11 protein-coding genes are annotated in these 25,557 nt (G+C 61.5%); all 11 read left to right on the top strand.

Annotated features, from left to right (window positions below; translation table 11 throughout):
• Positions 1-51 precede the first annotated feature (51 nt).
• The 11 genes from CHC01_RS29935 (at position 52) to CHC01_RS29885 (ending at position 25,441) form a co-directional block, all read left to right on the top strand.
• The gene (locus tag CHC01_RS29935) at positions 52-3,363 is read left to right on the top strand and encodes an acetyl-CoA carboxylase family protein (RefSeq protein WP_089267990.1); all 3,312 of its coding nucleotides are present in this window, start codon (positions 52-54) and stop codon (positions 3,361-3,363) included.
• A 41-nt stretch (positions 3,364-3,404) separates the two neighbouring features.
• On the top strand, positions 3,405-4,367 hold the full coding sequence (locus CHC01_RS29930; protein WP_089267989.1) for a hypothetical protein: 963 nt from the start codon (positions 3,405-3,407) through the stop codon (positions 4,365-4,367).
• Positions 4,368-4,513: 146 nt separating this feature from the next.
• Positions 4,514-4,849 (top strand): hypothetical protein, encoded by a 336-nt coding sequence (locus CHC01_RS29925; RefSeq protein ID WP_089267988.1) that lies wholly within the window; start codon positions 4,514-4,516, stop codon positions 4,847-4,849.
• A 197-nt stretch (positions 4,850-5,046) separates the two neighbouring features.
• Positions 5,047-6,786 carry an adenylate/guanylate cyclase domain-containing protein gene (locus tag CHC01_RS29920; RefSeq protein WP_210421723.1) on the top strand — a complete coding sequence of 580 codons (1,740 nt, stop codon included), beginning with the start codon at positions 5,047-5,049 and terminating at the stop codon, positions 6,784-6,786.
• A 276-nt stretch (positions 6,787-7,062) separates the two neighbouring features.
• On the top strand, positions 7,063-7,989 hold the full coding sequence (locus CHC01_RS29915; RefSeq protein WP_210421722.1) for a phosphatase PAP2 family protein: 927 nt from the start codon (positions 7,063-7,065) through the stop codon (positions 7,987-7,989).
• Between the two features lie 47 nt (positions 7,990-8,036).
• Entirely contained in the window at positions 8,037-10,031 is a 1,995-nt protein-coding gene (locus tag CHC01_RS29910) for a S8 family serine peptidase (RefSeq protein ID WP_089267985.1), read from the top strand.
• Between the two features lie 85 nt (positions 10,032-10,116).
• Positions 10,117-10,770 carry a Crp/Fnr family transcriptional regulator gene (locus CHC01_RS29905; RefSeq protein ID WP_089267984.1) on the top strand — a complete coding sequence of 218 codons (654 nt, stop codon included), beginning with the start codon at positions 10,117-10,119 and terminating at the stop codon, positions 10,768-10,770.
• A gap of 485 nt (positions 10,771-11,255) precedes the next feature.
• Positions 11,256-11,978, top strand: coding sequence for a hypothetical protein (locus tag CHC01_RS29900; RefSeq protein WP_089267983.1), 723 nt, complete (start codon positions 11,256-11,258; stop codon positions 11,976-11,978).
• 142 nt (positions 11,979-12,120) lie between these two features.
• Positions 12,121-12,672, top strand: coding sequence for an RNA polymerase sigma factor (locus tag CHC01_RS29895; RefSeq protein WP_089267982.1), 552 nt, complete (start codon positions 12,121-12,123; stop codon positions 12,670-12,672).
• Between the two features lie 20 nt (positions 12,673-12,692).
• Complete coding sequence (locus CHC01_RS29890) at positions 12,693-13,703, top strand: FecR family protein (protein ID WP_141137204.1); 1,011 nt, start codon at positions 12,693-12,695, stop codon at positions 13,701-13,703.
• 317 nt (positions 13,704-14,020) lie between these two features.
• A complete protein-coding gene (locus tag CHC01_RS29885) occupies positions 14,021-25,441 on the top strand; it encodes a filamentous hemagglutinin family protein (RefSeq protein WP_176454749.1) in 11,421 nt (3,806 codons plus the stop codon).
• The last annotated feature ends 116 nt before the right edge of the window (positions 25,442-25,557 follow it).

The raw sequence follows: 25,557 nt of genomic DNA, 5'->3' as shown, positions 1-25,557 counted from the left end.
GGTGTGGATGATGCCACCCCGGATCGCGTCTGTTGTTCACGGAGAGTTTTGATGCCCTTTCGCAAGTTGCTGATTGCCAATCGCGGCGAGATCGCCATTCGTATCGCGCGCGCCGCGGCGGACGCCGGCCTTGCCACCGTTGCCATATATCCAGCCGATGACGCGCTGTCGCTGCATGTACGGATCGCCGACGAGTCTACGGAAATCCCCGGCCGTGGTGCGCGTGCTTATCTCGACATCGAAGGTGTGATTGGTGCAGCGAAAGCCACCGGCTGTGATGCGCTGCATCCGGGCTACGGCTTTCTCAGCGAGAACGCCGATCTGGCCCGCCGCTGCGCCGAAGAGGGCATCACCTTTGTCGGCCCGTCACCCGCGGCATTGCAGCTGTTTGGCGACAAGGTTGCGGCCAAGCAACTCGCCAAGCGCTGTGGTGTGCCGATCATCGCGGGCACCACGGGCCCCTCGACGCTTGATGAGGTGAAAGCGTTCTTCACATCGCTCGGGAGCAATGCCGCCGTGATGATCAAGGCCATGGCTGGCGGCGGCGGCCGCGGCATGCGCGTGGTCGAACGCGCCGTAGATCTCGACGACGCCTATGCGCGTTGTCAGTCTGAGGCCAAGGCGGCCTTCGGCAGCGACGGCGTCTATGTCGAGCGTCTCATTCGCAATGCCCGTCATATCGAAGTGCAGATCATCGGCGATCGTCACGGCGATATCAGCCAGCTCTGGGAGCGTGAATGCACGATCCAGCGCCGCAATCAGAAGCTGGTCGAAGTAGCGCCGAGTCCGTCGCTGTCACACAAATTGCGCAGCCGCATCGTTGAAGCCGCCAAAAATCTTGCGGCGGAGGCGAAGTATGACAGCCTCGGTACGTTCGAATTCCTGGTCGATGGCGAGGTTGGCGAGGGCGATGGCGCCTTCGCCTTTATCGAGGCCAATCCGCGGCTGCAAGTCGAGCACACCGTGACCGAGGAAGTGCTGTCGGTCGATCTGGTGCGGTCGCAGCTCGCCGTTGCCGGCGGCGCCACGCTGGCGTCGCTCGGCCTCGATCAGGCCTCGGTGCCGAGCCCGCGCGGTTTCGCCATGCAGCTCCGCATCAATATGGAGACCATGGATGCCACCGGCGCCACAAAACCGACCGGCGGCACGCTCGCGATTTTCGAGCCACCGTCAGGCCCGGGCGTGCGTGTCGATACGTTCGGTTATGCCGGTTACAAGACCAGTGCTGCCTTCGACTCGTTGCTGGCCAAGGTGATCGTCCACACGCCGTCGTCGAAATGGTCCGACGCCATAGCCAAGGGCACGCGAGCCCTGCGCGAATTCCGCATCGAGGGCGTCGCCACCAATATCCCGTTGATGCGGGCGATCCTGGCCAACGCCGATTTCCAGGCCAATCGGATCAACACCAGCTTCATCGATCGCAACGTCGCCGATCTGGTCGCTGCCACACTGACAGCGGGCAAGCCGCTATTCGCCGCCAGCGGATCAACCGGTGATGCACGGACCTCCGCCGGCGTCGTACAGCCCGCGCCGGAAGGATCGATCCCGGTCGCGGCGCCGCTGCAGGGCACGGTCGTGTCCATTCCGGTGGCCGAAGGCGATGTTGTCAGGCCCGGCCAGCAACTCGCCATCATCGAATCCATGAAGATGGAGCATCTGGTGACTGCGGAGCAGGGCGGTCGCGTCACCCGGATCGCGGCATCCGATGGCGTCACGTTGATGCAGGGCGAGCCCATTCTGTATATCGAACCTCAGGACGTGGCCGGCGACCTCGCCACGGAAGAAGCCGATATCGATCTCGACCACATTCGTCCCGACCTTGCCGAACTGATCGCTCGCCAGGGGATCACGCTCGATGAAAACCGGCCCTCTTCGGTCGAGCGCCGGCGCAAGACCAATCAGCGCACCGCGCGCGAGAATATTGCGCAACTGGTCGATGACGGCTCGTTCATGGAATACGGCAGCCTCGCCATCGCCGGCCAACGGCGCCGCCGCGCGGTCGATGATCTCATCAAGAACACGCCGGCCGATGGTCTGGTCGCCGGTACGGCCACGGTCAATGCCACCAAATTCGGCGAGCACGAAGCACGCTGTATGGTGATCTCCTATGACTATACCGTGCTAGCCGGCACCCAGGGCCATATGAACCACAAGAAGATCGACCGCATGCTGTCGCTGGTCGAGCAGTGGAAAATGCCGCTGGTGTTCTATGCCGAAGGCGGCGGTGGTCGTCCCGGCGATACCGATCGGCTCGGCATGACGGGTCTCGACGGGCCGTCTTTCGTGCAATTCGCGAAACTTTCGGGTCTCGTCCCGGTGGTCGGCGTGGTGTCTGGCTATTGCTTCGCGGGCAATGCTGCGATGCTCGGTTGTTGTGACGTTATCATCGCCACGAAGAACGCCTCGATCGGCATGGGGGGTCCTGCGATGATCGAAGGCGGGGGTCTCGGCGTTTATCATCCGGCCGAAGTCGGACCCGTCTCTTTCCAGTCACCGAACGGCGTCGTCGATATTCTCGTCGAGGACGAAGAGGAAGCGACACGGGCCGCGCAGAAATATCTGTCCTACTTCCAAGGCGGCGTCACCGAATGGCGTGCGCCTGACCAGCGGCTGCTGCGACGTGCGATCCCGGAGAACCGGTTGCGCGTCTATGACATCCGCGCGGTGATCGATCTGATCGCTGATGAGGAATCCGTGCTCGAAATCCGGCGCGATTTTGGCGTCGGCATGATCACCGCGTTCATTCGTATCGAGGGCAAGCCATTCGGCCTGATTGCCAACAATCCCAAACATCTCGGCGGTGCCATCGACGCCGCGGCCGGAGACAAGGCGGCGCGCTTTCTGCAGCTCTGCGATGCATTCGACATTCCGATCGTGTCGCTCTGCGACACGCCGGGCTTCATGGTCGGGCCGGAAGCGGAGAAGACTGCGATCGTGCGCCATGTCGCGCGTATGTTCGTCACTGGCGCGAGCATCACGGTGCCGTTGTTCGGCATCGTGCTGCGCAAGGGCTATGGACTCGGCGCGCAGTCGATGATCGGCGGCGGTTTCCACGCCTCGTTCTTCACGGCGGCGTGGCCAACCGGAGAATTCGGCGGTATGGGGCTGGAAGGCTACGTGCGGCTCGGCTTCCGCAAGGAAATGGAGGCGATCGCCGATCCGTTGGAGCGCGAGACCTATTACAAGAATAAGGTCGCTGAGCTCTATGCCAACGGCAAGGCGACCTCGATCGCGTCGGTGTTCGAGATCGACAATGTCATCGACCCCGCCGAGACGCGCCGCTGGGTGATGGCCGGCCTGCGTTCGGTGCCGAAGCCACCGCAACGCGAGGGTCGCAAGCGCCCCTGTGTCGATACCTGGTAGCCACAACGAACCGACGGCCCACATTCCCGGAGGAGTTTCCAATGATATCAAAAGCATTCGATACTGTGATTGAGGACGCCGGAAATGCACTGATCGGCCCGTGGCGACAGCCCCGACAGATGCTCCATGCGCAGACTTACGACTCTCACGCATCCATCCACGACGATGCCACCGCGCAGAAGCTCGGCTTCAAGGGCGGGACCATCGAGGGCCCGACCCATTTCAGCCAGTTTGCGCCGCTCTGCAAACGACTGTGGGGCAAGGACTGGTTCGAGACGGGCTGCATCTCGGCGCATTATCGTGCTGCCGCCTTTGAGGGCGAGGAGGTACAGGCCGTTGTCGAAAAGCCGATCGATGGTGGGCATTATTGCACGATCAGGATGGCGAAGCGTGATGGCACCGAAGTGTTGCGCGGCAGTGCCTCAATCGGCGGCGATGCGCCAGCCTCCGCCCTCGACATACGGCTGACCGAACTGAAGCCGCTGACAGATGCAGTGATCCTGCGCGACATCGCGGTCGGCATGACCACAGCACCGCAGATTGTCCGGATGGGTTTCGATCAGAACATGGGCGAGCTCTATCCATTCTCGCTTGAACAGAAGCTCAAGGTCATCACCGAGCCGTCGCCCTATTACGCGCCAGAGAGCGCTGGCAACTCGCCATGGGGACGCGCGATCATTCCGATGGAAATGCTCAGTGTGTTATTTCAGCACGGCAGCAAGAAGGATCGTCTGCCGGTCAAGGGGCCGGCAGTCGGCCTGTTCGCTGATCAGGAAATTCGGTTGCTACGAGGTCCGCTGTTTGTTGGAGAAAACTACCGCATAGACCGAAAGGTCGTCGCGATGTCCGGCAGCAAACGCACCGAGAGTCTGTGGGTGCGCACCGAAGTCTTCAATAGCTCGAACGTGCTGGTCGCGACGATGCTGCTCAATCTGGCGACGCTCAAGGAATCCTACGCCAGCTACGACCAAGAATTCGCTGCGCTTCCTCGAAGCCGCGCGTAGCCTGATACGCTATCTTTGGTTCAAGGGGCGGCCAGGCCGGGACAAAGAGTGTCGGCAATCAGACAAAATCATCCCGGGATGTGACGCTCGTCACATCCACCTCCAGCGGGACGCAGTAAGGCTATGTGCCTTATCTGGAGGCAATCATGAGTGCATCGGAAGATAAACTGGAGCAGTCCTATCGTCGATTATACCATCGCTTGATGATCGGGGCCGGAGTGATTTGCGCCGTCCTCATGTGTGCGATCGTGGTTGGGCAAACCGCCGCAGTCCCCGCCATCATGAAGCAAACCGTTTCAGGCTTTAACGATGTACATCCGTCGTCAGGGGCGGAGGCGCCGTCGCCACGCGCAGGTCGCAGTTGTCGGCTGAAGAACTCCTGGTCTATGATCGGGATAGTACCATTCGGTCCGGCGGTAGGTATCGATGACAACGGCTGGCGTATCAAAGTCGAGTCGCGTGGCGACGTGGTTGCAATCTAGTCGTCAGGAGCGGCGTCCTGAAATCGCCGTTGTTCAAGTCTAGCTAACAAGTTCTTGGCGGGCAAAATTGAGTGTGATCCGCCCGTGATACCGAGTTTGTGCGCATTAGTGCACAAGAATGTGGATCAGAACAGTGACCAGCGAGGCTGATGGCTAGATCAAGCGCTTCACTCGCATTCGAGAATCCGGAATGGGTGGTGCGCACACTGCTCTTCGTGGACGTGGTCGAGTCCGTGCGCTTGATGGAAGAGAACGAGGCCAGCACCGTACAGCGATGGCGTAAACTCGTTAAAACGATAGATGAAGATATCCTGCCGCGGTTCGAGGGGCGGCTTGTAAAGAGCCTTGGGGATGGGCTCCTGATGGAATTCCCTCAATCTCCCCTCGCGGTGAAAGCTGCCTTTGCAGTCCAGAATGCGTGTGCGGTTATCAATGAAGGCGTTCCGCAAGATCAGTATATCCTCGTCCGTGAAGGAGCTCACGTCGGTCATCTTCTTGCCGACGAGCACGATGTTTACGGGGCTGACGTTAACCTTGCAGCCCGACTCACAGGTTTAGCGGGGCCGGGAGAAATTGTTGTATCGGCCGATGTTCGCGACCAACTCGTGCCTGTATTGGATGCCGACGTCGAGGATTTGGGAGCTTGTTACCTTAAACATGTGCATGAACCCGTTCGAGCGTATCGTGTCGGCCCACCAGGGCCGCGACCCGTGATCGAGCCAGGTGCTGTATCAATGCCGAAGTTGCGCGCCACTGTCGCGGTCGTGCCTTTTGCCGGGCTGGATGATGGTCCGGAACATCGGGTCATTGGCGAAGTGCTCGCCGACGAAGTCATATCCGCGCTTTCGCGTTCATCGGAGCTGAACGTCATCTCGCGCCTGTCGACGTCTGTCTTTCGCGGGCGGGATAGTTCGGTCGAGGAGATCAGCAGCTATTTGACGGCGAACTACGTTCTGTCGGGCTCTTACCGCAAGGCCGGGAGCAAGCTGCGGGTGAATCTCGAACTGGCATCTTCGTCGAATCTGACGATCGTTTGGTCTGACTCGTTCGTTTGTAGCGCGACAGCCTTGATCAGCGGAAAGGACGGTGCTGTCGCGGGCATTGTGACGGCGGTCAGCTTGGCGATCATGGCGCGCGAGCTTGAACGTGCACAGTCGCAATCACTTCCGACCGTCGAGAGCTACACGCTGTTGATGGGAGCGATCGCGCTCATGCATCGCCTTTCGGTGCAGGATTTTGACAGGTCGCGTCAGATGCTCCAGGTCCTGACCGAGCGTATGCCCCGCCAGGCCGTACCATGGGCATGGATGGCCAAGTGGCACATATTGCGGGTCCAGCAGGGATGGACCGATGACTGGAGTGCGGATACGCAACTGGCGCTCGATTGCGGGCGGCGAGCGCTGAGTGCCGATCCGCGCTGTTCCCTCGCGCTGGTGGTTATGGGCTTTGCTCATACCAATCTGCTGAAACAATTTGACGTCGCGCAGGAGCAGTATGACCTCGCGCTGCGCGTCAATCCCAACGATGCGATGGCGTGGCTGCTAAAGGGAACGCTTCTCGCCTTCAAGGATGCAGGAAAGTCGGCAGTCGAGCACACCGAGCACGCGCTGAAACTGTCGCCGCTCGACCCTCACAGATATTTCTACGATTCCCTGGCCGCAACGGCTGCTCTCTCCGCCGGGCAATACAAGCGCGCCATCGATCTTGCCAACCGTTCGTTGCGCGCAAATCGCACGCATACATCCACGTTTCGCGCGCTGGCCATCGCGCAATGGCAACTCGGCCTTCATCAAGAGGCACGCAAGACGGTGACCGAATTGATGAAACTCGAGCCGGGCTTGACCGTCGCGAAATATCGCGAGCGTCACCCCAGTGGGGGATATGAAACCGGCCGCATTTGGTCGAGCGCATTGCAGGGAGCTGGCGTACCGAATTAGCAGAACGGGAGCAAAAACATGTGCACGATGGGTCCTGAAGGCGGCGCAGGAGGTGCGGGGGGCGCCGGTGGTGCTGGGGGAGCGGGCGGTGCCGGAGGGGCAGGCGGCGCGGGCGGTGCTGGCGCTGGGCCCTACGGCAGTTATGGATCGCCGCTGGTTGCCGATGCACTCGTCAAGCACCGCGACGGTATCGTTGGAAGCTGGCTCGGTCAGACCGTCAATCGGTCGCCACGTGCGCTGGACGACAAGAAGAACCTCGCGCTCTGGGAGCCGTGGGTGCGGGCGGCGGTCATCGACTTCGAACTGCTGTCGCACCTCCATTTTACGAGCCACTCAGAGAGATTCAGCTACAAGCATCAGGGCAAGAACGTCTCCCGGACACCGAGCGAGAAGTCGGTCACGGTCTGGCAGTTCCACGTTCAAACCACAACGACAGATCCGTCCCCCAAAGCGAAATCGAGCCGGATAGCGACTTTGATCCGCCCGCCGGCCGAGACTTTCAAAGGCCAGCTGGATTTTCTGGATCAATATTCCGATCTTCGCGAGGATCGTGTTTCGGAAATCGTGACCCAGCTCGGCCCTCAATATGCGTTCTGGAGTTCGGTCGTGAACCTCCATCCGGATCGTACCAAGAAGACGATCGAGCTGCTCGATGCTGCGCTTCGGTTTGCGACCGCGGTGGAAATGCGCATCAAGCATGCTCTGGCGTGCTGGCGACCATATGAACTGTCGTCTCAGGTTCAACCGATCATTCTGACACCGGGCCACGGGACATTTCCGAGCGGTCATTCCACCGAAAATCACATGATTGCGCGCATCCTGTGGGAGCTGTACGGGCGCGAGCCTAAACTTGGTGAGCAGTTGATGCGACAGGCGGCGCGGATCGCGGTCAACCGCACAGTGGCAGGTGTCCATTTCCCGGTCGACACTGCGGCCGGTCAGGTGCTTGGACTGTCACTTGCCCGCTATTTCATTCTGCGGGCGAAAGGTGGGCCGAGGTTCAACGCCTGGCGTTTTGACGGCGGGCGATACGGAGCTACTCAGGACTTCAATTTCCATGATTTCTACAATCCAGCAAACGGACAGGAAAAGCTGAGCCCCCTGATTGATCCGCCCTATGTCGATTTTCTCGCCTCCACGCCGCCAGTTGTATCGCCGATTATGAAGTGGCTGTGGGATGCTGCGCTTGCAGAGGTGAAGTAGCTGCTGGGGCATGACGGTAGGGCAATCGCATTCGCGAGGTGTGCGTTATGGCAGAAGGACGGAAGCGGATTTCACCTTATCTCGAATGGGCAGTGCTGACCGAGTTCGCTTATCTCCCGGGTGAGTGGTTCTGGGTCTTGCTGGAGCTTGGTGGACCAGCAGAAGCCCTTGCCCGTTCCGTCGTGCGCTCGGGGCTGGATCAGTTCATTCGAATTCCCGCGGTCTATCAGGAGGCGCCACCCTCTCTGAGAGGTGCCGATCTAACATGCTGTATGGCGATTGCGAGACGCGAGGTTCTTTCCGCATTTGTTTCCGGCAAGGTATCGCGCGGTGACGCCAGACAGTTTGCGCCCCTGCTGTCCTCGATCAATCGAATCGAACTTGGAACGCCGACGACAAATCTGTTCGAGAAGACTCAACCGATCGAGCAGCCATCGCTTGCCGCGAGTCCGTCGCGGCGGGCAATTGTCGCGATCATCGATGACGGATTGGCGTTCGCCCATGAGAGATTCCGCTTTCAGGATGGCCGATCGCGGGTGAAGTATTTCTGGAACCAGGACGATCACACAAATACAGGCCGGCCGGCCGGATTCGGCTGGGGGCGGGAGCTGCAGGAGAACGAGATCAATCAGTTTCTGGCGTCCTGCACGCATACTGGATTGCTGGATGAGGATGAGTTCTATCGGTTGGCCGGTCAGAAGCTGGCTGCTCGCCGCGCCAAGCACGGTACGCACGTCATGGACATTGCTTGCGGACTCGATCCGAAACATGCGGTTCCCGAAGATCCCAACCTTCCCTACATCATCGGCGTTCAATTGCCGAAGTGGGTGACAGAAGAGACGTCGGGCGCATTCCTGACTCCGAATGTCTACGCCGCCATCTCCTATGTGCTCAGTCGTGCGGATCAGATCTCGGCCGCCGAAGGAACGGGGCCGATCCCTGTGGTCATCAATTTGAGTTATGGGACCATTGCCGGCCCGCACGATGGCACGTCACAGCTGGAAGCTGCGATCGATCAGTTGATAGCGTCACGCACCGCACCGCTCAGGGTCGTTCTGCCAGCCGGAAATCACTATCTGGCGCGATGTCATGCCTTGGTCGAACTGTCTCAGGCATCAATCCCCGGCCAATCGCCCAAGCGCTTGCGGTGGCGCGTGCAGCCCGACGATAAGGCCAACAGCTTCATGGAACTGTGGCTACCCAAACAGGCAACAGAGAAGTCCCAGCCCGAAATCGCCATAAGGATTACCACCCCGACGAACCAGCGCAGTCCTTGGATTGGGGCTAACCAGAACTGGCAGTGGCGCATATCAGGCCAGCTCCGGTTTTTCGCGAAATACTATATTGCAGTCGGGGAGCGATCGCAGATATTCCTTGCTATGGCCCCCACGGCTGATCTCGGAATGCCCTCGCTGACCGCTCCGTCCGGGACCTGGCTGATCGAACTCAAAAACAAGGGCGTAGCCACGACAGTCGATGTCTGGGTTCAGCGCGGCGACACGCCATTTGGCTATCCGTTGTCAGGGCGGCAATCTCGGCTTGAAGACGAGAATTACGTGCGCTTCGATCTTGCCGGGCGACTGGAGCAAGATGACAAGGGCTCCAGCCCGGTCCGGAGGGAAAGTACGATCAACGCATTGGCGACAGGGACGCGCGCAATCGTCGTGGGTGCTTATCTTCGCAGCGACAAGACCGTCAGTGAATATTCGGGGGCCGGAGGGCGCGCGACATCAGATGGCACGTCCCCCATCCGAAGCCCCGATGTGTCGGCAGTTGGAGACGAGTCGCCAGTGCACAGGAATCTACTTGCCGCCGGTACGCGTAGCGGATCCGTTGTGACGATGAATGGGACTAGTGTCGCAGCTCCGCAGGTGACGCGATTGATCTCGGAATTGATGATCGCGCAGCTTGCTTGCGATCGTCCGGACGTACAGCGCATCGCGAAAACAGGAGACACAAAGGCGCCAGGTCCCGGCTCACCATTGGCTGTACGGATTGGGGCTGGCCGGCTGGATCGGTGCGGACGTCCAAACAGACCTTGATTTGGGACCGGTGCGGAGTACAGGGAACATCGCGGTGTCGAAAGCGAAGCCAGCGAGATCAGCAGGCCGTCAGGCGGCCATACGTATGAACGCGATCTTCAGCGACCTCGCGCCCGAGGCGGTTGCCCAGCTGTTTCATCGCGCGTCTTTCCAGACCTTCGCACGGGGAGACTACATTTTTCGACGCGGCGACCCTGGGACGTGCCTGTTCGGAGTTGTGGAAGGCTCGGTGAGGATGTGTGCATCCTCTCCTGACGGTAAGAGCGCGGTGTTAAATCTGATCGGTGCCGGTCAGACATTTGGCGAGATTGCTGTTTTGGATGGCCTCGACCGAACAACGGATGCAATCGCGAACAGCGATTGTGAAATCTGGGGAATTGCGCGGCGCGATCTAATCCCCTTGGTTAGAACCGAGCCTGCTTTGGCTGCTAAGTTCATTGATTTGTTATGCGCCCGCCTGAGATGGACGAGCGAGCATCTGGAAGAGGTGATCCTTCACGGCCTCGAGGCTCGTCTTGCCCATATCGTCGTAAAATTTGCGGAGCCGAATGTGCAAATGGATGGATCCCTTGTGGTGAATATGACGCAACAGAGCGTCAGCGAGATGGTGGGCATTTCGCGGGAGCGCGCAAATAAAATCATATCCGCCTGGGCCGATCGCGGCTGGGTTCTGGTCAAGAATCGTACACTTGTCCTTCTCAATGCTCAGGCGTTGAGAAACATCGCCACGCGAAGTTAGAACGTGACGATGCCTTTACCAATCGGGCGTGCATTTTAATGCGGAGCGGTGAAAATATCTGCGCCGCAAAGAGAGCGATCGGCAGACTTACGATAAGAACAGCGATGTCCGCGTTCTCGATTACTCGACGCTTTCGCCGTCCGAAATGACCAGCCTCACGGCAGCGGAGGGAGAAGGAAGCGATCAACAACTAGCGCGCGTGACGAGCAGAATAGCGCCTTGCATTGTTTGACGATCGGCCAATATCCGGTGAGAGAGCTTTGGGGACAGGAAGCGGACACTCCATTCCAGACAGACACGCGGCATAGAACGAACTCAAGCGGATGCGGCGCACTATGGATATGGAATCGTTTCTGCCCGGCACACACAGCTGTCACATTCCGGTCGTATGAGCTTAGGGGCTCGGTGTTGCCAGTACTTTATCAAATCTGCATTGGTCCGCTGACGACTTCGGTCCGCAGTCCAGCAAGCGATTTGCCGCTTTCATGTCCTTTGCCGATGTTCGAAATATTCGAATTTTGCTCAATCCGCGACTGCTACGCGCTCTGTTTTTAAGGCGGTGCCTGCACGCGCTTATCTTCTGCGTGGTGTTAGCGATCTTGTCGCCATTTGCGGCCGCAGATGAACGGAGCATGGAATTTGATATTCCGGCGCAGGCGCTGGACCAGGCGCTGAATGCCTTCCGCTCCGCTGCTAGAGTTCATATCTTCTACGAGACCGCGCTGACGGCCGGCCGGCAATCGCGGGGGGTTAAAGGCAGCCTTACTCCGGGGCGCGCGCTGCAGACGTTGCTCGGAGAGACAGGGCTCCTAGTTCGCCGCACGGACGTTGATGCATTCGCCATCCTTCCTGGGCGCGCAGAGCCAGATCGCGCACAGGTGCCAGCAAGCCACCCCGATGGAGGTTTCGTAAGCGCGCTGCAGAACGGCGTTCTGGATCTGCTGTGCCGAAACAGTCAGACCCGCCCTGGTCGATACAAGGTAGCGCTCGAATTCTGGATTGCCCCGACCGGCGTCATTCAGCATAGCGCGCTCGTGGCTTCCACCGGAGACGTGGTCCTCGATACTGCGTTGCTCCAGGCGCTTCGGGGCGGCAGCATCAACACAGCTCCACCTGCCGAAATGGCCCAACCGTTCATTCTCACCGTTGCGCCGCGCCCCCCGTCCGAAACGGGGGATTGTGCCGGGTCATCCCAGACCACCAGATAGGCGACCCGGACTGTAGCCAATTTGTCATGCAGTCTTGATAGTCAAAATCGCTCCATCTGGCATTTGTCGTACCGGGATGGCTTGCGCCGGTACCTGATCTGGCGGACTCGAGTTCTTGATTTGTCAGACGAGGCTACCGATTATGGCAGAAACGACGTGGGCATTGCTACGTGATCTGCTCACCGACAGATACGCGGAGTTCAAGGCCAAGCTGACACGGCGGCTGGGCTCCGAGGAACTCGCCAGCGAGAGTCTGCACGAGACGTGGCTGCGGCTGCATCGCCCAGGACATGTTGGCTCGCTCGAACGTCCTTCAGCGTATCTGTTGCGCATTGCCATCAATATTGCGACGGATCGCTTGCGCGCCGAAAACAGTCGCGCGCGTCGGTCCGAAATCGATGCCTTGCTCGGAACGGGCGGGGAGTATACTGACCCGACATTGGAGTTACAGGCGCGGCTCGAGCTTCAGATTGTTGAACGGGCGATCCGCGGATTGCCCGATCGGTCGCGGATGATACTTATTGCCTCTCGGCTTGAGGGGCTCACCCACCAAGCCATTGCCAAGCAGCTTGGAATTTCCAGACGTACCGTCCTCTATGAGCTGAAGCGCGCCGTGGAATATCTGGATGCACAACTCGCCCGTGAAGGCTATTCGTCCTCCGATTGCGCATCCGATTCCACTGATGCGTCTTAGGAAGCATAGAGGACGCAAGTTTGATCGCATTCGCCAATGAGAACGCTGGAGCAATGATGGCTGCCGACCGCTCAAACGACGAGCTTGAGTCGCTGAGACGCGAAGCCTGGACCAAGCTCTTGCATATCACGTCGGGCCACGCCAGCAAGGCAGACGTCGCGGCGCTGAGAGTATGGTGCGCGCAAAGCCCCCACCATGCCGAGGCCTTTGCCCTGGTGAGCGGGCGATGGCGCGTGTTGGGGACGGCCATCGAGAATGTCGCACAAACCGGGCGTCCCATGGGCACAGGAGCGCATGCGAGAACGCCGATTGGACGTCGTGCGTTTTTGGTCGGCGCTCTCGGCGCATCGGCGGCTGGGGCAGCTGTCATGGTCATTCGCCCGCCGATGGGACTGTGGCCATCAGCTGGCGAGTTCGCTGCCGACTACCGGACCGTGACGGGCGAACGTCGCCATATCGCGCTTGCGGAGCGCGCATCGGTGGACATGAATACCCGAACCAGCCTCAACGTCCGGGCTGCGAGCGGCGGAGGCGATCAGATCGAGTTGATCGGGGGAGAGGCCGCATTCGCGACACGATCCAGGCCCGTTGAAGTGATTGCAGGCAACGGCCGGGCTCGGGCCGACGATGCCCAGTTCAGTATCCGTCACAATGGCTCCGAGACCTGTGTGACATGCCTTGAAGGCTTTGTTGATGTCCAGCAGGAAGGACGTTCTGCGACACTGCAGAAGAGGCAACAGGTCGTCTATGACGATCGCAATTTGGGTCACGTCCAGAGTGTCGATCCCGTTACGGTGACTGCGTGGCGCGAAGGAGAGCTGTTGTTTCAGAACGAGCCGCTAGCGCGGGTTGTCGAAGAAATCAATCGCTACCGGCCGGGCCGGATCATTCTGGTGAATGAGGCGCTCGGGCAAAGGCGCTTCACCGCGCAGTTCCGGCTAGATCGGCTTGAGGTGGTGATCACCCAGCTGAAAGCGACATTCGGAGCGCGGGTGGTGTCACTTCCGGGCGGCGTGGTCCTCGTGAGCTGACTCGTTCGGATCGGAGCTCGTTTGGAAAAAATCGGCGCGGTACGTTGCGCACTTGCCGGTGCTCACTCGTCTATGGTCGTCGGATAAGTCCGACGGTTGGCTGAAGCCGTGGGGGTGAAGGCCGACAATTTACCAGAGAGTGCCAATTCATGTTTCTGCTCGTTGTTGACGCCGCACCGCGATCCTTTTCAGTTCGTCGTCTGTCGAAGCACGCCGTGCTGTTCGCTGGTGTAAGCGCGGTCGCGCTTTTTGTGGCGAGTGACAACGCGCTCTCCCGTCCGTTGGGTGGGGTGGCGCCAACTCCGTCGGCGGCGGCTATGGCGGCCGCACAGGGAGCCTCGCAGGCTGCGCAGCAGGCGAGCAATTCGCTCAGGCGGGCGACACTGTCTCTTCAGGCCATGCAGGCTGCGCAGCAGGCCGCCCGTGATCTCGCGCGGACCGCGCCGAACACGGTGAAAAATGGTCTGCAGGCCGGTGGTCTGGCGGTGATGCCGGGCGCGACACCAAGTGCGACCGATGGCGGTGCGGGATCGTGGCAGGGCGCGAATTTGCCGACTGAGTCCGCAAATGGTGGCCGCACTCAGGTCACGGTCAAGCAGAACGAGCAGAAGGCGATCCTAAGCTGGAAGGAATTCAACGTCGGTCGCGAGACGGATCTTTATTTCGACCAACGCGCCGGCGGTGCTGACGCCAAGAACTGGATCGCGCTGAACCGTGTGGATTCCGGCGCCGCTCCGAGCCAGGTCCTCGGCTCCATCAAGGCCGAGGGACAGGTCTATGTGATCAACCGCAACGGCATCATCTTTGGTGGCGTGAGCCAGGTCAACGTCAATACACTGGTTGCGTCGAGCTTGAGCCTTTCCAATGCTCAGTTCATGGCGGGCATCAACAAGGAGCTCTATGTTTTCAACGACGCGTCCGGCAATAGCATCGCGATGCCGCAATTCGGCTATCTCGGGCAACAGACACCCGTAAACGGCAGATCCATCTATGACCCCGCTCAGATACCGGGAGCGGTGATCGGCGCTGCTTCGGGTGATGTGCGGGTGGAAGGGGGCGCGCAAATTACGACAGCGAGTGGTGGCAAGGCGATGCTGTTCGCGCCGCACGTCGTCAATTCGGGGCAGATTTTGGCGCCGGAGGGCCAGGTGATCATGGCCGCCGGTGAGCAGGTCTATCTCAGGACCAGTACCGCCTGGCCTGACCCGGTCACCAACAAGAGCACCTTTCGCGGCCTTGATGTTGCGGCGTCGTCGCCGATGCGCTGGATGTTTTCTTATGCCCAAGCGGCGCTTGAGAACGATGCCTTTAGTACCGACGTAAGGAATATTATTCTTCCCGAGATGGAGCTGCGCGCCGCCTCCGTTGGCTATCGCGTGGTGAACAATGGCGTCGTCCAGGCCAATCATGGCAACATCACCCTGACCGGCCGCGATGTCATGCAGAACGGTGCGTTGCTGGCTTCGACGGCCCTCAACAACCGCGATGGCTCGATCCGCCTGCAGGGTTTCAGTCAGGGTATGGGATGTTATTCGAGCTCGTATTGCGACCCTTCCGCTGGAATTTTGTGGTTTTGGAAGACTGGCACGGTGACATTGGCGCAGGGCAGCGTGACGGCAGCCATGCCGGATCTATCCGACACCAGCGAGATCGAGCTGACATCGACGGGCACGCGCTACAGCCCGGGCCGCGTCGAATTGCGGGGCAATCTCATCAATATCGAGCGTGAAGCGAACGTCATTGTCCCTGCCGGCACCATCAGCGTGGTGGCGAGCACCGATGGATGGGCTACCGACGATCCCGCCACCGGCGAGAGAAAGCGCGATGGCAGCCGCATCTATATCGGCGAGGACGCCTATCTCAGCGTTGCCGGACTGCAAGACATTTTGATCGCGATGGAGCGCAATGTCGTTAAAGCCGAGTTGCGCATCAATGAGCTGCGCGATTCACCGCTCTTCAGGGATTCCTGGCTGCGCGGACAAACGGTCTATGTTGATCGGCGCGCAAGCGGGACGTTTTCCGACGGCCTGATGTCCGGCGTGCGGTGGGTGAAGGACAAGAACGGCAATGATATTCCGGGAGTCTGGCAAGGAACGCCGCTTGCCGACGTGTCGGCATGGCTTGGCGTGGGTAAGACGACCATCGCCGAACTATCGACGCAGGGCGGTTCTATCACCCTGAAGTCGGCCGGCTCACTGATCACGCGATCGGGCTCGCTCCTAGATGTCTCGGGCGGCTCGATTCGCTATTCGGATGGCTGGATCAAAACGACCAAGCTGATCGGCGCCGACGGGCGCGTCTACGACATCGGACAAGCAAGACCAGACCAGGCTTATGTGGCGTTCGCCGGTGGCTTCACCCGTTCGCACGGCCGCGCGGGTGTCACGGAGATCTGGACGAGCCCGCTCGACAGGGGGGGCGCTCGCTACGAGCGCGGCTACATGGAGGGCCGCAACGCCGGCTCCATCCAATTCTATGCGGCCGAAGGCGTCGTGCTCGAAGGCGGTTATTGGGGCGGCGTCGTCGTTGGCGAGCGCCAGGCGGCCTCGGGCAAGCTGGCGCAGGCTGGTAGCATGAAGTTCGGCGGCACGGGAGATGACGATCGGCAGTGGCTGCTGGCCAACCTGATCATATCGAACAGCCCGGTTCAGTTACCGGCAGACTTCGGCGCGACGACGCCGCTCTCATCGTTCTGGTATAGCGGCCTCAGCGGTGTCATTTCGCCGCCTAACGACGACTCGTTCCTGCGCCGCACGACCTATCTCGATTCCGATGTGTTGGCTGCCGCGGGCTTCGGCACGACTGAACTTTATGTCTCGAAGAGCTTCACGCTTGAGAAGGGCACGACGCTTGAGTTGGCGCCAAGCAGCTCGTTTATAGTTCAAGCCAACACCACGGACGCCTACACCCAGAACTTCAAGATCGACGGAGTGATCCGTGCTGCCGGCGGCACCGTCAAGCTCAATCAGGCGGAGAACGTCTATTTTGGCGCCGGCGCCTCCATCGACGTCAGCGGTCAATGGATCAATCAACGGGCGGACGCTGCAACGGTAGTGGCGCCGATTATCGGCGGCGGCAGCATCGAGGTCATGAATGCGCGGTTCGAGCCGGGCGCCGTCCTCGATGTCTCCGGCGGCGGCTGGTACAGACTGCAGAAGGGCAAGCGCGAGTTGCGAGTGGGCGACGCAGGTACGATCACCTTTGCCGGCATCGACGCTGCGGAACTCTTGAAGGCCGACCTGCGTGGCTATGCGGCTGGCTCGGGCGGCAGTCTTTCCGTGACCACGAATTCGTCCCTCCAGATCGGGGGCGCGGCTTCGGTGCCCGTGGACGCCGTCCGTCTGGCGGAGACGTTGTACTCCGACCTTGGTTTCCGTTCGGTTCAGGTCACGTCGCGCGGCGACATTACCGTTGCGGACGGGGCCACCATCAGGCAACTCCCGCGCAGCGTCGAGGTGACGGATACCGCCCGCTTCGATTCGGGCACATCGATTACCGATATGGGCTCGCTTGTCGTGCTCCCGTTGTCGCAGCGCGCGGACCTTTTGCCGACGTCGCTCTCGCTTACGGGCCGCAATGTGACGATCGGAGCCGGGGCCACGGTTGCGACCGATGTCGGCGGCAGCATCACCGTCGCGGTTCCGAGTAGTACAGCCGGCGGCGTGATCAAGATCGACGGCCGGCTTGAGGCGCTGGCCGGAAAGATCAACGTTTTGGCGGGGTCGGGGATGGTCACCGTCGCCAGCACGGCTGCGCTCGTGGCGAGCGGTGTGCCGGTCATCGAAATGGATAGCCGGGGAGCGCGCGGTGGCGCTGTGCTCGGCGGCGGCTCAGTGACCTTGGATGCGAGTTCTGTCGTACTGGAATTGGGTTCGATGATCGACGTCTCGGGCGCCAGCGGGGAAATCGACGTACCGGTGAGGGAGGCGCTCGGATCGCGCAGGAGCGTGCCGGTCACACTCGCCAGCAATGGCGGCTCCATTTCTGTCAAGGGCCAGGGAGTGATTGATGGAACATGGCGCGGCCAGGCCGGCGGCAGCGGCGCGCGCGGCGGTGCCGTATCGTTGTCCTCCACGGCGTCCTTGATCCTGTCTGACAGCGCGGCCACGCAAGCGGGGTTGGTCTTCCGTCCGTCCATTCTTCAATCGTCCGGTTTCGCCGATCTCACTCTCACTGCAGCCGGTAACGTTCGGCTCGACGGTGTCAACCTCACGATGGGGGGCTCGATCTCGATCAGCGGCGCGCTGGTCAATGGTAACGGCGCCGATTCGCGCCTGTCGGCATCTTACATTTCGCTGTACGGAACATCTGCCGCCGCGCCCGCGCAGAACGGCACACTGACGCTCGCTGCCACCGTGATCGACGTGAAGCAGGCGGCCATCCGCGGCTTCGCGCAGGCGGTGCTGGAAGCGACCGATATTCAGCTCGTCCCGTACAGTGCCGCGCAGCCGGCGTCGCTCGACATGGCTGGCGTTTTGGTCTTGAGGGCTGCTCAAATCTATCCAGCCTCGCAAACGAGTGCGACGATCAAGGCGAGCGAGAAGATCATCGTGCAGCAGAACGGCGCCGCTGGCGTGGCGCTGTCGGCGGGCGGCTCTTTGACCCTGCAGGCGCCAGTGATTGAGCAGGGCGGCACGCTGCGTGCACCGTTTGGCCAGATCGTTCTGAAGGCCACCGACAAGTTGACCCTTGGCGCGGGCAGCGTCACCTCTGTTACCGGCGACGGTTTGCTGTTGCCTTATGGCAATCTCAGCAACAACGAGAACTGGACCGTGCCCACCGGTAGCAGCTCGCCGGCCATTATCACGACCCCACCGGAGAAGCGCATCACGCTCGAGGCGCCGAGCGTCGATCTTGCGGCCGGATCGGTTGTCGATATCCGCGGTGGCGGCGATCTGTATGCCTGGGAGCATGTACCGGGTCCCGGTGGTTCGCATGACGTGCTGGCGCGCCCGGGAATGTACGCGATCATGCCGGCAATGGGCGCGGTGACAGCGATCGGTGAGCGCATCTGGCTCGCCGGCGGCAACGGGATCCCCGCCGGCTGGTACACGCTTCTGCCGGCACGCTACGCGTTGCTGCCCGGCGCCTACGCCGTCCAGATGATGGGCGGCTCACAAGGCGGGTCGATTCGGGGATCCGTGGGCCTGGCCGACGGCTCCGCGATCATGAACGGCTATCGCGGCAATGCGCTCGACGGCAGTCACGATCAGTTGCCGTCGTCCTGGCGCGTGATGTCGGGGGACGTCGTCCGCAAGTACAGCGAATACAACGAAGCCTTCGCCAATACGTTCTTTGCTTCCAACGCATTCAAGCTGACGCAGTATCGCCTGACCGGAAAGGAAATCGTCACGCCAAGGCTGCCAATGGATGGTGGCGCGGTGGTGTTCAAGGCGACGCGGGACCTGATCCTGAACGGGCAATTGCGCTCGCAGGCGGCGGCCGGGGGTCGCGGTGGGTTGGTGGATATCGCGGCGGCGAAGATCGCAGTCGTCGGGGCGGACCAGGATGCAGGCGATCTGCGATCCAGTGGATATCTTGTGCTCGACGCCACCAGTCTGTCGAACTTTGGCGCCGGCAGTCTCTTGCTTGGCGGCATGCGCAGCGGCGATCCACGCGGTTTGCGGGTGGACGTGACCGCCGACGACATCGTCGTGCGCAACAGCAGCGGCTCGGCGTTGACGGGACCGGAGATCATCCTGGCCGCGAGCGAGACGATCGACATCGGCGCTGGCAGTGTCATCGCCGCGAACGGCGAAGCCCCGCGCGGAGCGGGCGACCTCGTGGTGGCGCCGCAAGTGGCGGGCGACGCTTCCGCGGCGCCATCGCGGGATTGGGGGGCACTGATCCGGCTGTCCAACGGTGATGCGGTGCGTGCAATCCGCGAGAACGTGGACCTCGCTGCCGGCGGAGTGGTGACAATCGGCGCGGGTGCGACGCTTGCGGGCGGCAACGCCCTGCTGATTGACGCTACGCGCAACACCTATATGAGGCCTGGCGCGCAGCTTTCGGGCGCAACCTTGTCGGTGGCGTCCGGCCGCATCGGCTTTGGCGGCGGCAGCGGCCTGGTGCTTGATCCGGCGGCGTTGGCGATGTTGCGCAACACTGAGAATCTCGTCTTGCGCAGCTATACAAGCATCGACTTCTACAATGCAGTGGACTTGTCCGGCCTGCGCGCGGTGACATTCGATGCGGCAGTTCTCGCCGGCTATGGCACGGGCAATATCGATGTCGTCGCCAGCCGGCTGGTGCTGGAGAATTCGACGAGCGCCTTCAGCGAGCCGATCGGAGCCGGTCATGGCCGCCTGAATCTCGTCGCGGAGGAATTGGCTTTCGGTCAGGGTGCCAAGGCGCTGCGCGGATTCGATACGGCAGTGCTGACCGGCACGACGCGCATCATCGGTGAGGGCAAGGGATCGCTCGATGCCGGCAACGCGGCACTGACATTGTTCGCGCCGCTTCTGACCGGCCGCGGCGGCGCTGCGCAATCGCTGACCACGACTGGTGGGCTCACCGTTGCGGCGCATGGGACGACAATACCGGCGCGTGACCAGGGCAGCCTCGGCGCACGCTGGAGCTTGGCGGGCAGTTCTATTCTCTTCGGCGGACGCGCCAACGCTTTGGGCGGCGCTGTCGAGCTGACCGCCACGCATGGCGATGTGACCCTCACGGCGGGCGCGCTGATCGATGTTGGCGGCTTTGGCAAGCAATTCTTCGACGTCGCGGAATATACAGATGCAGGGCGCATTGCGCTGACGGCTGCTGGGGGCTCTGTGCGGATGGCCGCTGGTGCTGTGCTCGACCTCGCTGCGCAGCCGGGCGGTGGCGGTGCGGGTTCGCTCGCCATCACATCGGATGGCAGCCAGGTGGTGCTCGACGGCACAATCAAGGCGCAAGCAGCGGCCGGCCAGCGTGGCAGCGCGTTCTCGCTCGACGTCGCGCAACTGCCGAACTTCGCGATGCTGAATCAGCGCCTGAACGAGGCAGGCTTCTCCAGATCACGTGGGTTCCGCATCCGCACCGGGGACATCACGGTGGACGGCACGACGGTGACGGAATCGTTCACGCTGGCAGCAGACCATGGCCGCGTGACCGTCGCCGGCACGATCGATGCGCGTGCCCGCTACGGCGGCTCGATCGCCATCTATGGCGGCAACGGTCTCACCATGACCAGCACCGCCGTGCTGCGGGCAGGTGCGACCAATAGCATGGATCAGCTCGGCTCCGGCCGTGTGACCCTCGGCATCTCGAACGGCACACTCGCAGTTCAGGGTGGCCTGATCGACGTGGCGGGCGGCGAGGGCGGCAAGGTCACCCTGCGGGCGCCGGTGATCGTGCAGCCGGGCGCCGACACTGTGAACGTCGCTTTTGCCGGCAGCATCGCCGGCGCGCGCGAGATCGTGCTCGAAGGATTCAGGCAGTTCGACCTCGCGAGCCTTGCAAGCAATCCCAACTTCGTTGGTGTGAAGATCAACGGCAGCGGCCAGGCGGAGCTCGATCTTGCCGCGACGGCCGCCGGCAAGCTCAACGTGCTGGCAGATTACGGCGCCGGCACGCTGGTCGAGTTCGTGCGCGATTTTGACATCTCCGCCGCCTACGCCAGTCTCGGCGGCCTAGCCAACCAGTCGAACTTCCACGCACGCCCCGGGATGGAGCTCAATTACGCCGGCGATATCGTACTCAAGTCCAACTGGAACCTTGGTGCTGGCACCGTCAATCAGGCCGCCGCGATGGCGGCCGGCGTCATGGCCATCGACCCGCTATTGGGTAAGGCTTACGTTGTTCCAGGTCAGGAAGGCGCGCTCCTGCGCGACTACACGACGATGGTCTATCGCACCGGCGGCAGTATCCTCGGCGAGTCCGGCGTGCTGACATTGCGTGCCGAAGGCAATATCGATCTCAAAGGCAGTATCAGCGACGGCTTCTTCCAGTTCGGCAATACACTCGACAGCAAATACATCGAGATCAATAAAACGACTGGCTCGGCGCTGACGCTCGTTCTCAACGGCGGGCGCAACAACACGAGCAACAACCTTACGGCCTACAGCAACGCGCTGACGGCCCTTCCTGCCGTCTATGCGGGCATCAACTTCTCGACGCAGGGCATTTTGAAGACGCAGACCCCGGTGACGGGGAGCACCGCGGTCCCCTTCGATCCAACAGCGAATACGCCCGCCGCCGCATCGCCCAATGCGCTCGGCAATGCGGTGCTGTTGCCCTCGATCACAAGGGTTGACGGGACCACCGTGGCCGCGACGTCCTGGAGCGAAACTATTGTCGCCGGCGCAGCACCGGTGGGCCAGAGCGCCGACCCGACGCGTCGCGCCGCCGGCGCCGCCGGCAGCATCATCCTGAGTGCCCAATCGCCCATCTCCTATGTCAGCGGTGGGACGACCGTGTCCGACATAACTCTCGTGGACGTGGATCCGGGCTACAGCGCTCTCTTGAAGCCGAACGCAGCGGGCGCAGTGAGCCCGACGTTCTGGCTCTCGACCCTCGAGGCTGCGGCAGGCACGCGCCTGAATGCCGATTCAAGCGCAGTCATCAATCTGGGGACGACCGGCGAAGCGGGCTACACATATCTGATGAACTTGTGGACGGCTTACGCAGCAGCGAAGGGAGTAACCGACTATAAGCTCATCACGGCCAGCAGCCGGGTCAATGTCGTAACGAAGTACTCAACCTTCGCCGATTTCTATACGACACAGATTCTCCCCAACCTGCGCGCCATCGCGCTCCTTTATTCGTCGGTTCAGCCCAGCACGACTACGATCGCGATGACGCCCATCACGGCCGTGCGCACCGGAACGGGTGACATCACGGTTGCCGCAAACGGCGACATCAGGCTGAACGGCGCGGCGTCGATCTATACCGCCGGCCGGCGGGATCTCGCGCGGCTCGACGATTTCACCACTGCACCCGACAGCGCGACATTCGGCGTCGGAGGCGGACATCTTCAGGTCGCGGCTGGCGGCAGTATCGAGGTGACACTTCCGGCCGACCCCACCCAGATGCAGCACTACACCGAGTGGCTGAAGAAGCAGGGGGCCACCGATGCATCCTACGTATTTGGGCCCTACAGGCATTCCGCATTGGGTAACCAGCCGGCCAGGCAAAGTGCCTGGTGGATCGATTACGGCAATTTCGAGCGCGGTGTCGGGGCGCTTGGCGGCGGAAACGTCGCGGTCAGCGCCGGCGGCGATCTGGTCAATCTGACGGTTGCACTTCCGACCAATGGCCGCGTGCGCGGCGGACGCTCTGTCGACGAGCGTAAACTGCTGGAGCTGCGCAATGGTGGATCGATGTCAATCGAGGCAGGCGGGGCGATCCGCGCCGGCTATTACTATGTCGGGCGCGGCGCCGGTACGATCGAAGCGGCTGAATTCGATTTTGGCCGGTCGGTCAACGTCCGCATTGGGCAGAACCAGCTGACGACCCATGCGATCGCACCGATCCTGTCTCTCGGCGACGCAACGCTTGATGTGCACACGGCCGGGGATCTCATATTGCAAACCTTGCTCGATCCGTTGCTGGTCGGCAAGGGTGAGGCCAGTGAATTGGCCTATATGAGCGGCCAGACGGATCGCACGGCGCTGAGCCTCACCTCGACCGGCGGCGATGTCATGATTGTCGGTCAGGTCGACTATCTGTCGAAGGATGTGGACTGGGTGGCCTCCCCGACCGCCGCACGTTACTATTCCAAGGTGAACAGTCTCGCCGGAAACCTCTATCCGTCCAGGGTTCGCATCACGGCGCTGAATGGCTCTGTCGCCAACGCCGGTGTGATCTACACTCTACCAGGTAGTCGCCCGGAGCTGCGAATCCTGGCTGGAAACGACGTCTATCCAGGGGCAATCCTCATGTCCCGGGCGACGCCGGCCATGATCCCGTCTCCGTTTGAGCCGGTAGGGGGCGACGGTTCACTGATCCAGTTACCGAACTGGTATGATTTCCACACCGTTCTCTACAACGACATCGTCGCTCCCCCAAGCAATCTGTCCGGTCACCAGTTGCATCTCTACGGCCTGCGCAATCCCGAACACCTGCCGAATGAGAACGACTACGAACCTAGTCGCATCTATGCGCTGTCCGGGTCGATCATGGGCTCACCGCGACCTGTGCAAGGGGGCGGGACGCCGCCGGCCATCGTAACGAACGAGGCAACGTGGTTCCGGGCAGGCATGGATATCCGCAACATCGACTATGCGCTGCGCAATATTCGAGCGACGGACGTCTCCTTGCTCGAAGCGGGCAACGATATCATCGGCGGCACCAATCCGTACACCTCATCCATGCTCGGCGGGCGCTATGGCGGGCAGGCCGAGATCCTGGGGCCGGGCGCGCTCGTGCTCTCGGCGGGACGCGATGTCTATGGCACTGATCTTGCGCTCTACAGCCGTGGAAATCAGGGCTACGACACCAACAACCGCGTCATTCCCGGTACCAAGGTCGCGGGTCTTCCCGACGAGGGTGCGGCGATCACCGTGATGGCGGGGCTCAAGGGCAAGCAGCCGTCCTATGCAGCGTTCATGGCGGCCTATCTCGATCCCGCCAATGTCGCCGCGATGCCGGACTATCTCAAGACGACGCTGCCCGATGGCACGGTGGTGCCGCTGTATCTCACCGACGCCTCCGAGACCCGCAAGAGCGGTACGGTGAAGACCGTACGCAATGGCCTCGTCTCCTTTGTTGAGGAGATTACTGGTGAAAAGCTGACACCGCTCGGCGCCTGGACGCGGTTCCGGACGCTGCCGCAATTCACGCAAGAACGCTTCCTGCGTCAGGTCTATATGCAGGAGTTGCGGGAGGCGGGGTCAGACCAGAAATCGCCCGGCGAAGATGGTCAGCCGCGCAATCAAGGTTACAACCGCGGTTATGCGGCGATCGATAAGTTGTTCCCCGGCCACGACTGGAAGGGTGACGTGACCATGGGTAACGGGCTGTTCCGCACCATGGCCGGTGGTGACATCGAGGTGCTGACGCCGGGGGGCGGTTTGCAGGTTGCGGCGCTGGGGACGGACGCAGGCGCCGGCTACGGCCTGGTCACTCTCGGCTATGGCGACATCAACATCTTCACCCGCAACAATGTCGTTGTGAACCGCTCGCGCATCCTGACCTTCGCCGGCGGCGACGAGACGATCTGGTCGACGCTGGGCGATATCGATGCCGGGCGCGGCGCCAAGACGACACGCGTGCCGTCGGCGCCGGAGATCCTGACCGACGTCAATGCGGTGACGAAAGTACTGGAGAAGGCGGACATTTCCGGCAGCGGCATCGGCACGATCGTCGGCTTCACGGGCGTCGAGGAGGGCGACGTCAACCTGATCGCGCCGCGGGGCACGGTCAATGCCGGCGACGCCGGCGTGCGGGTTAGCGGTAACCTCAATATTGCGGCCCTCTTTGTGCTGAACGCAAACAACTTCCAGGTCTCTGGTGAGATCAAAGGTTTGCCTCCGAAAGAAAGTTCGATCACTCCCTTGAAGCTCGAGGGCGGCGACGCAAGCAAAGCAGCTACCGACGCGGCGAAGGATGTAACGCAGCCCGGTAAAGCCCAGCAGACTTCCGTCATCATCGTCGAGGTGCTTGGCTACGGGGGAGACGGCGGTTCAACTCGCCAGGAAGAGGACGGAGGCCGCGCGCTGCGGGATCGACGAAGCTATAATCCGAACAGCGCGGTGCAGTATGTGGGAGCCGGCCCGCTGAACGGCGAACAGCGACGACAACTGATCGAGGAATGACGCCCCACTTCGCGAGCAACGGACCTGGACGAGTGTCCCCAATCGGGCCGCTCGTCTAGTCCGCCGTTCATTTGCTGAGGCTTTCTATTGATACTGAGTTTGACCGCAGCAACGTC

Source organism: Tardiphaga sp. OK246, assembly GCF_900188215.1.
GTDB lineage: Bacteria > Pseudomonadota > Alphaproteobacteria > Rhizobiales > Xanthobacteraceae > Tardiphaga > Tardiphaga robiniae.
This window is presented reverse-complemented; position numbering and strand designations above follow the sequence as displayed.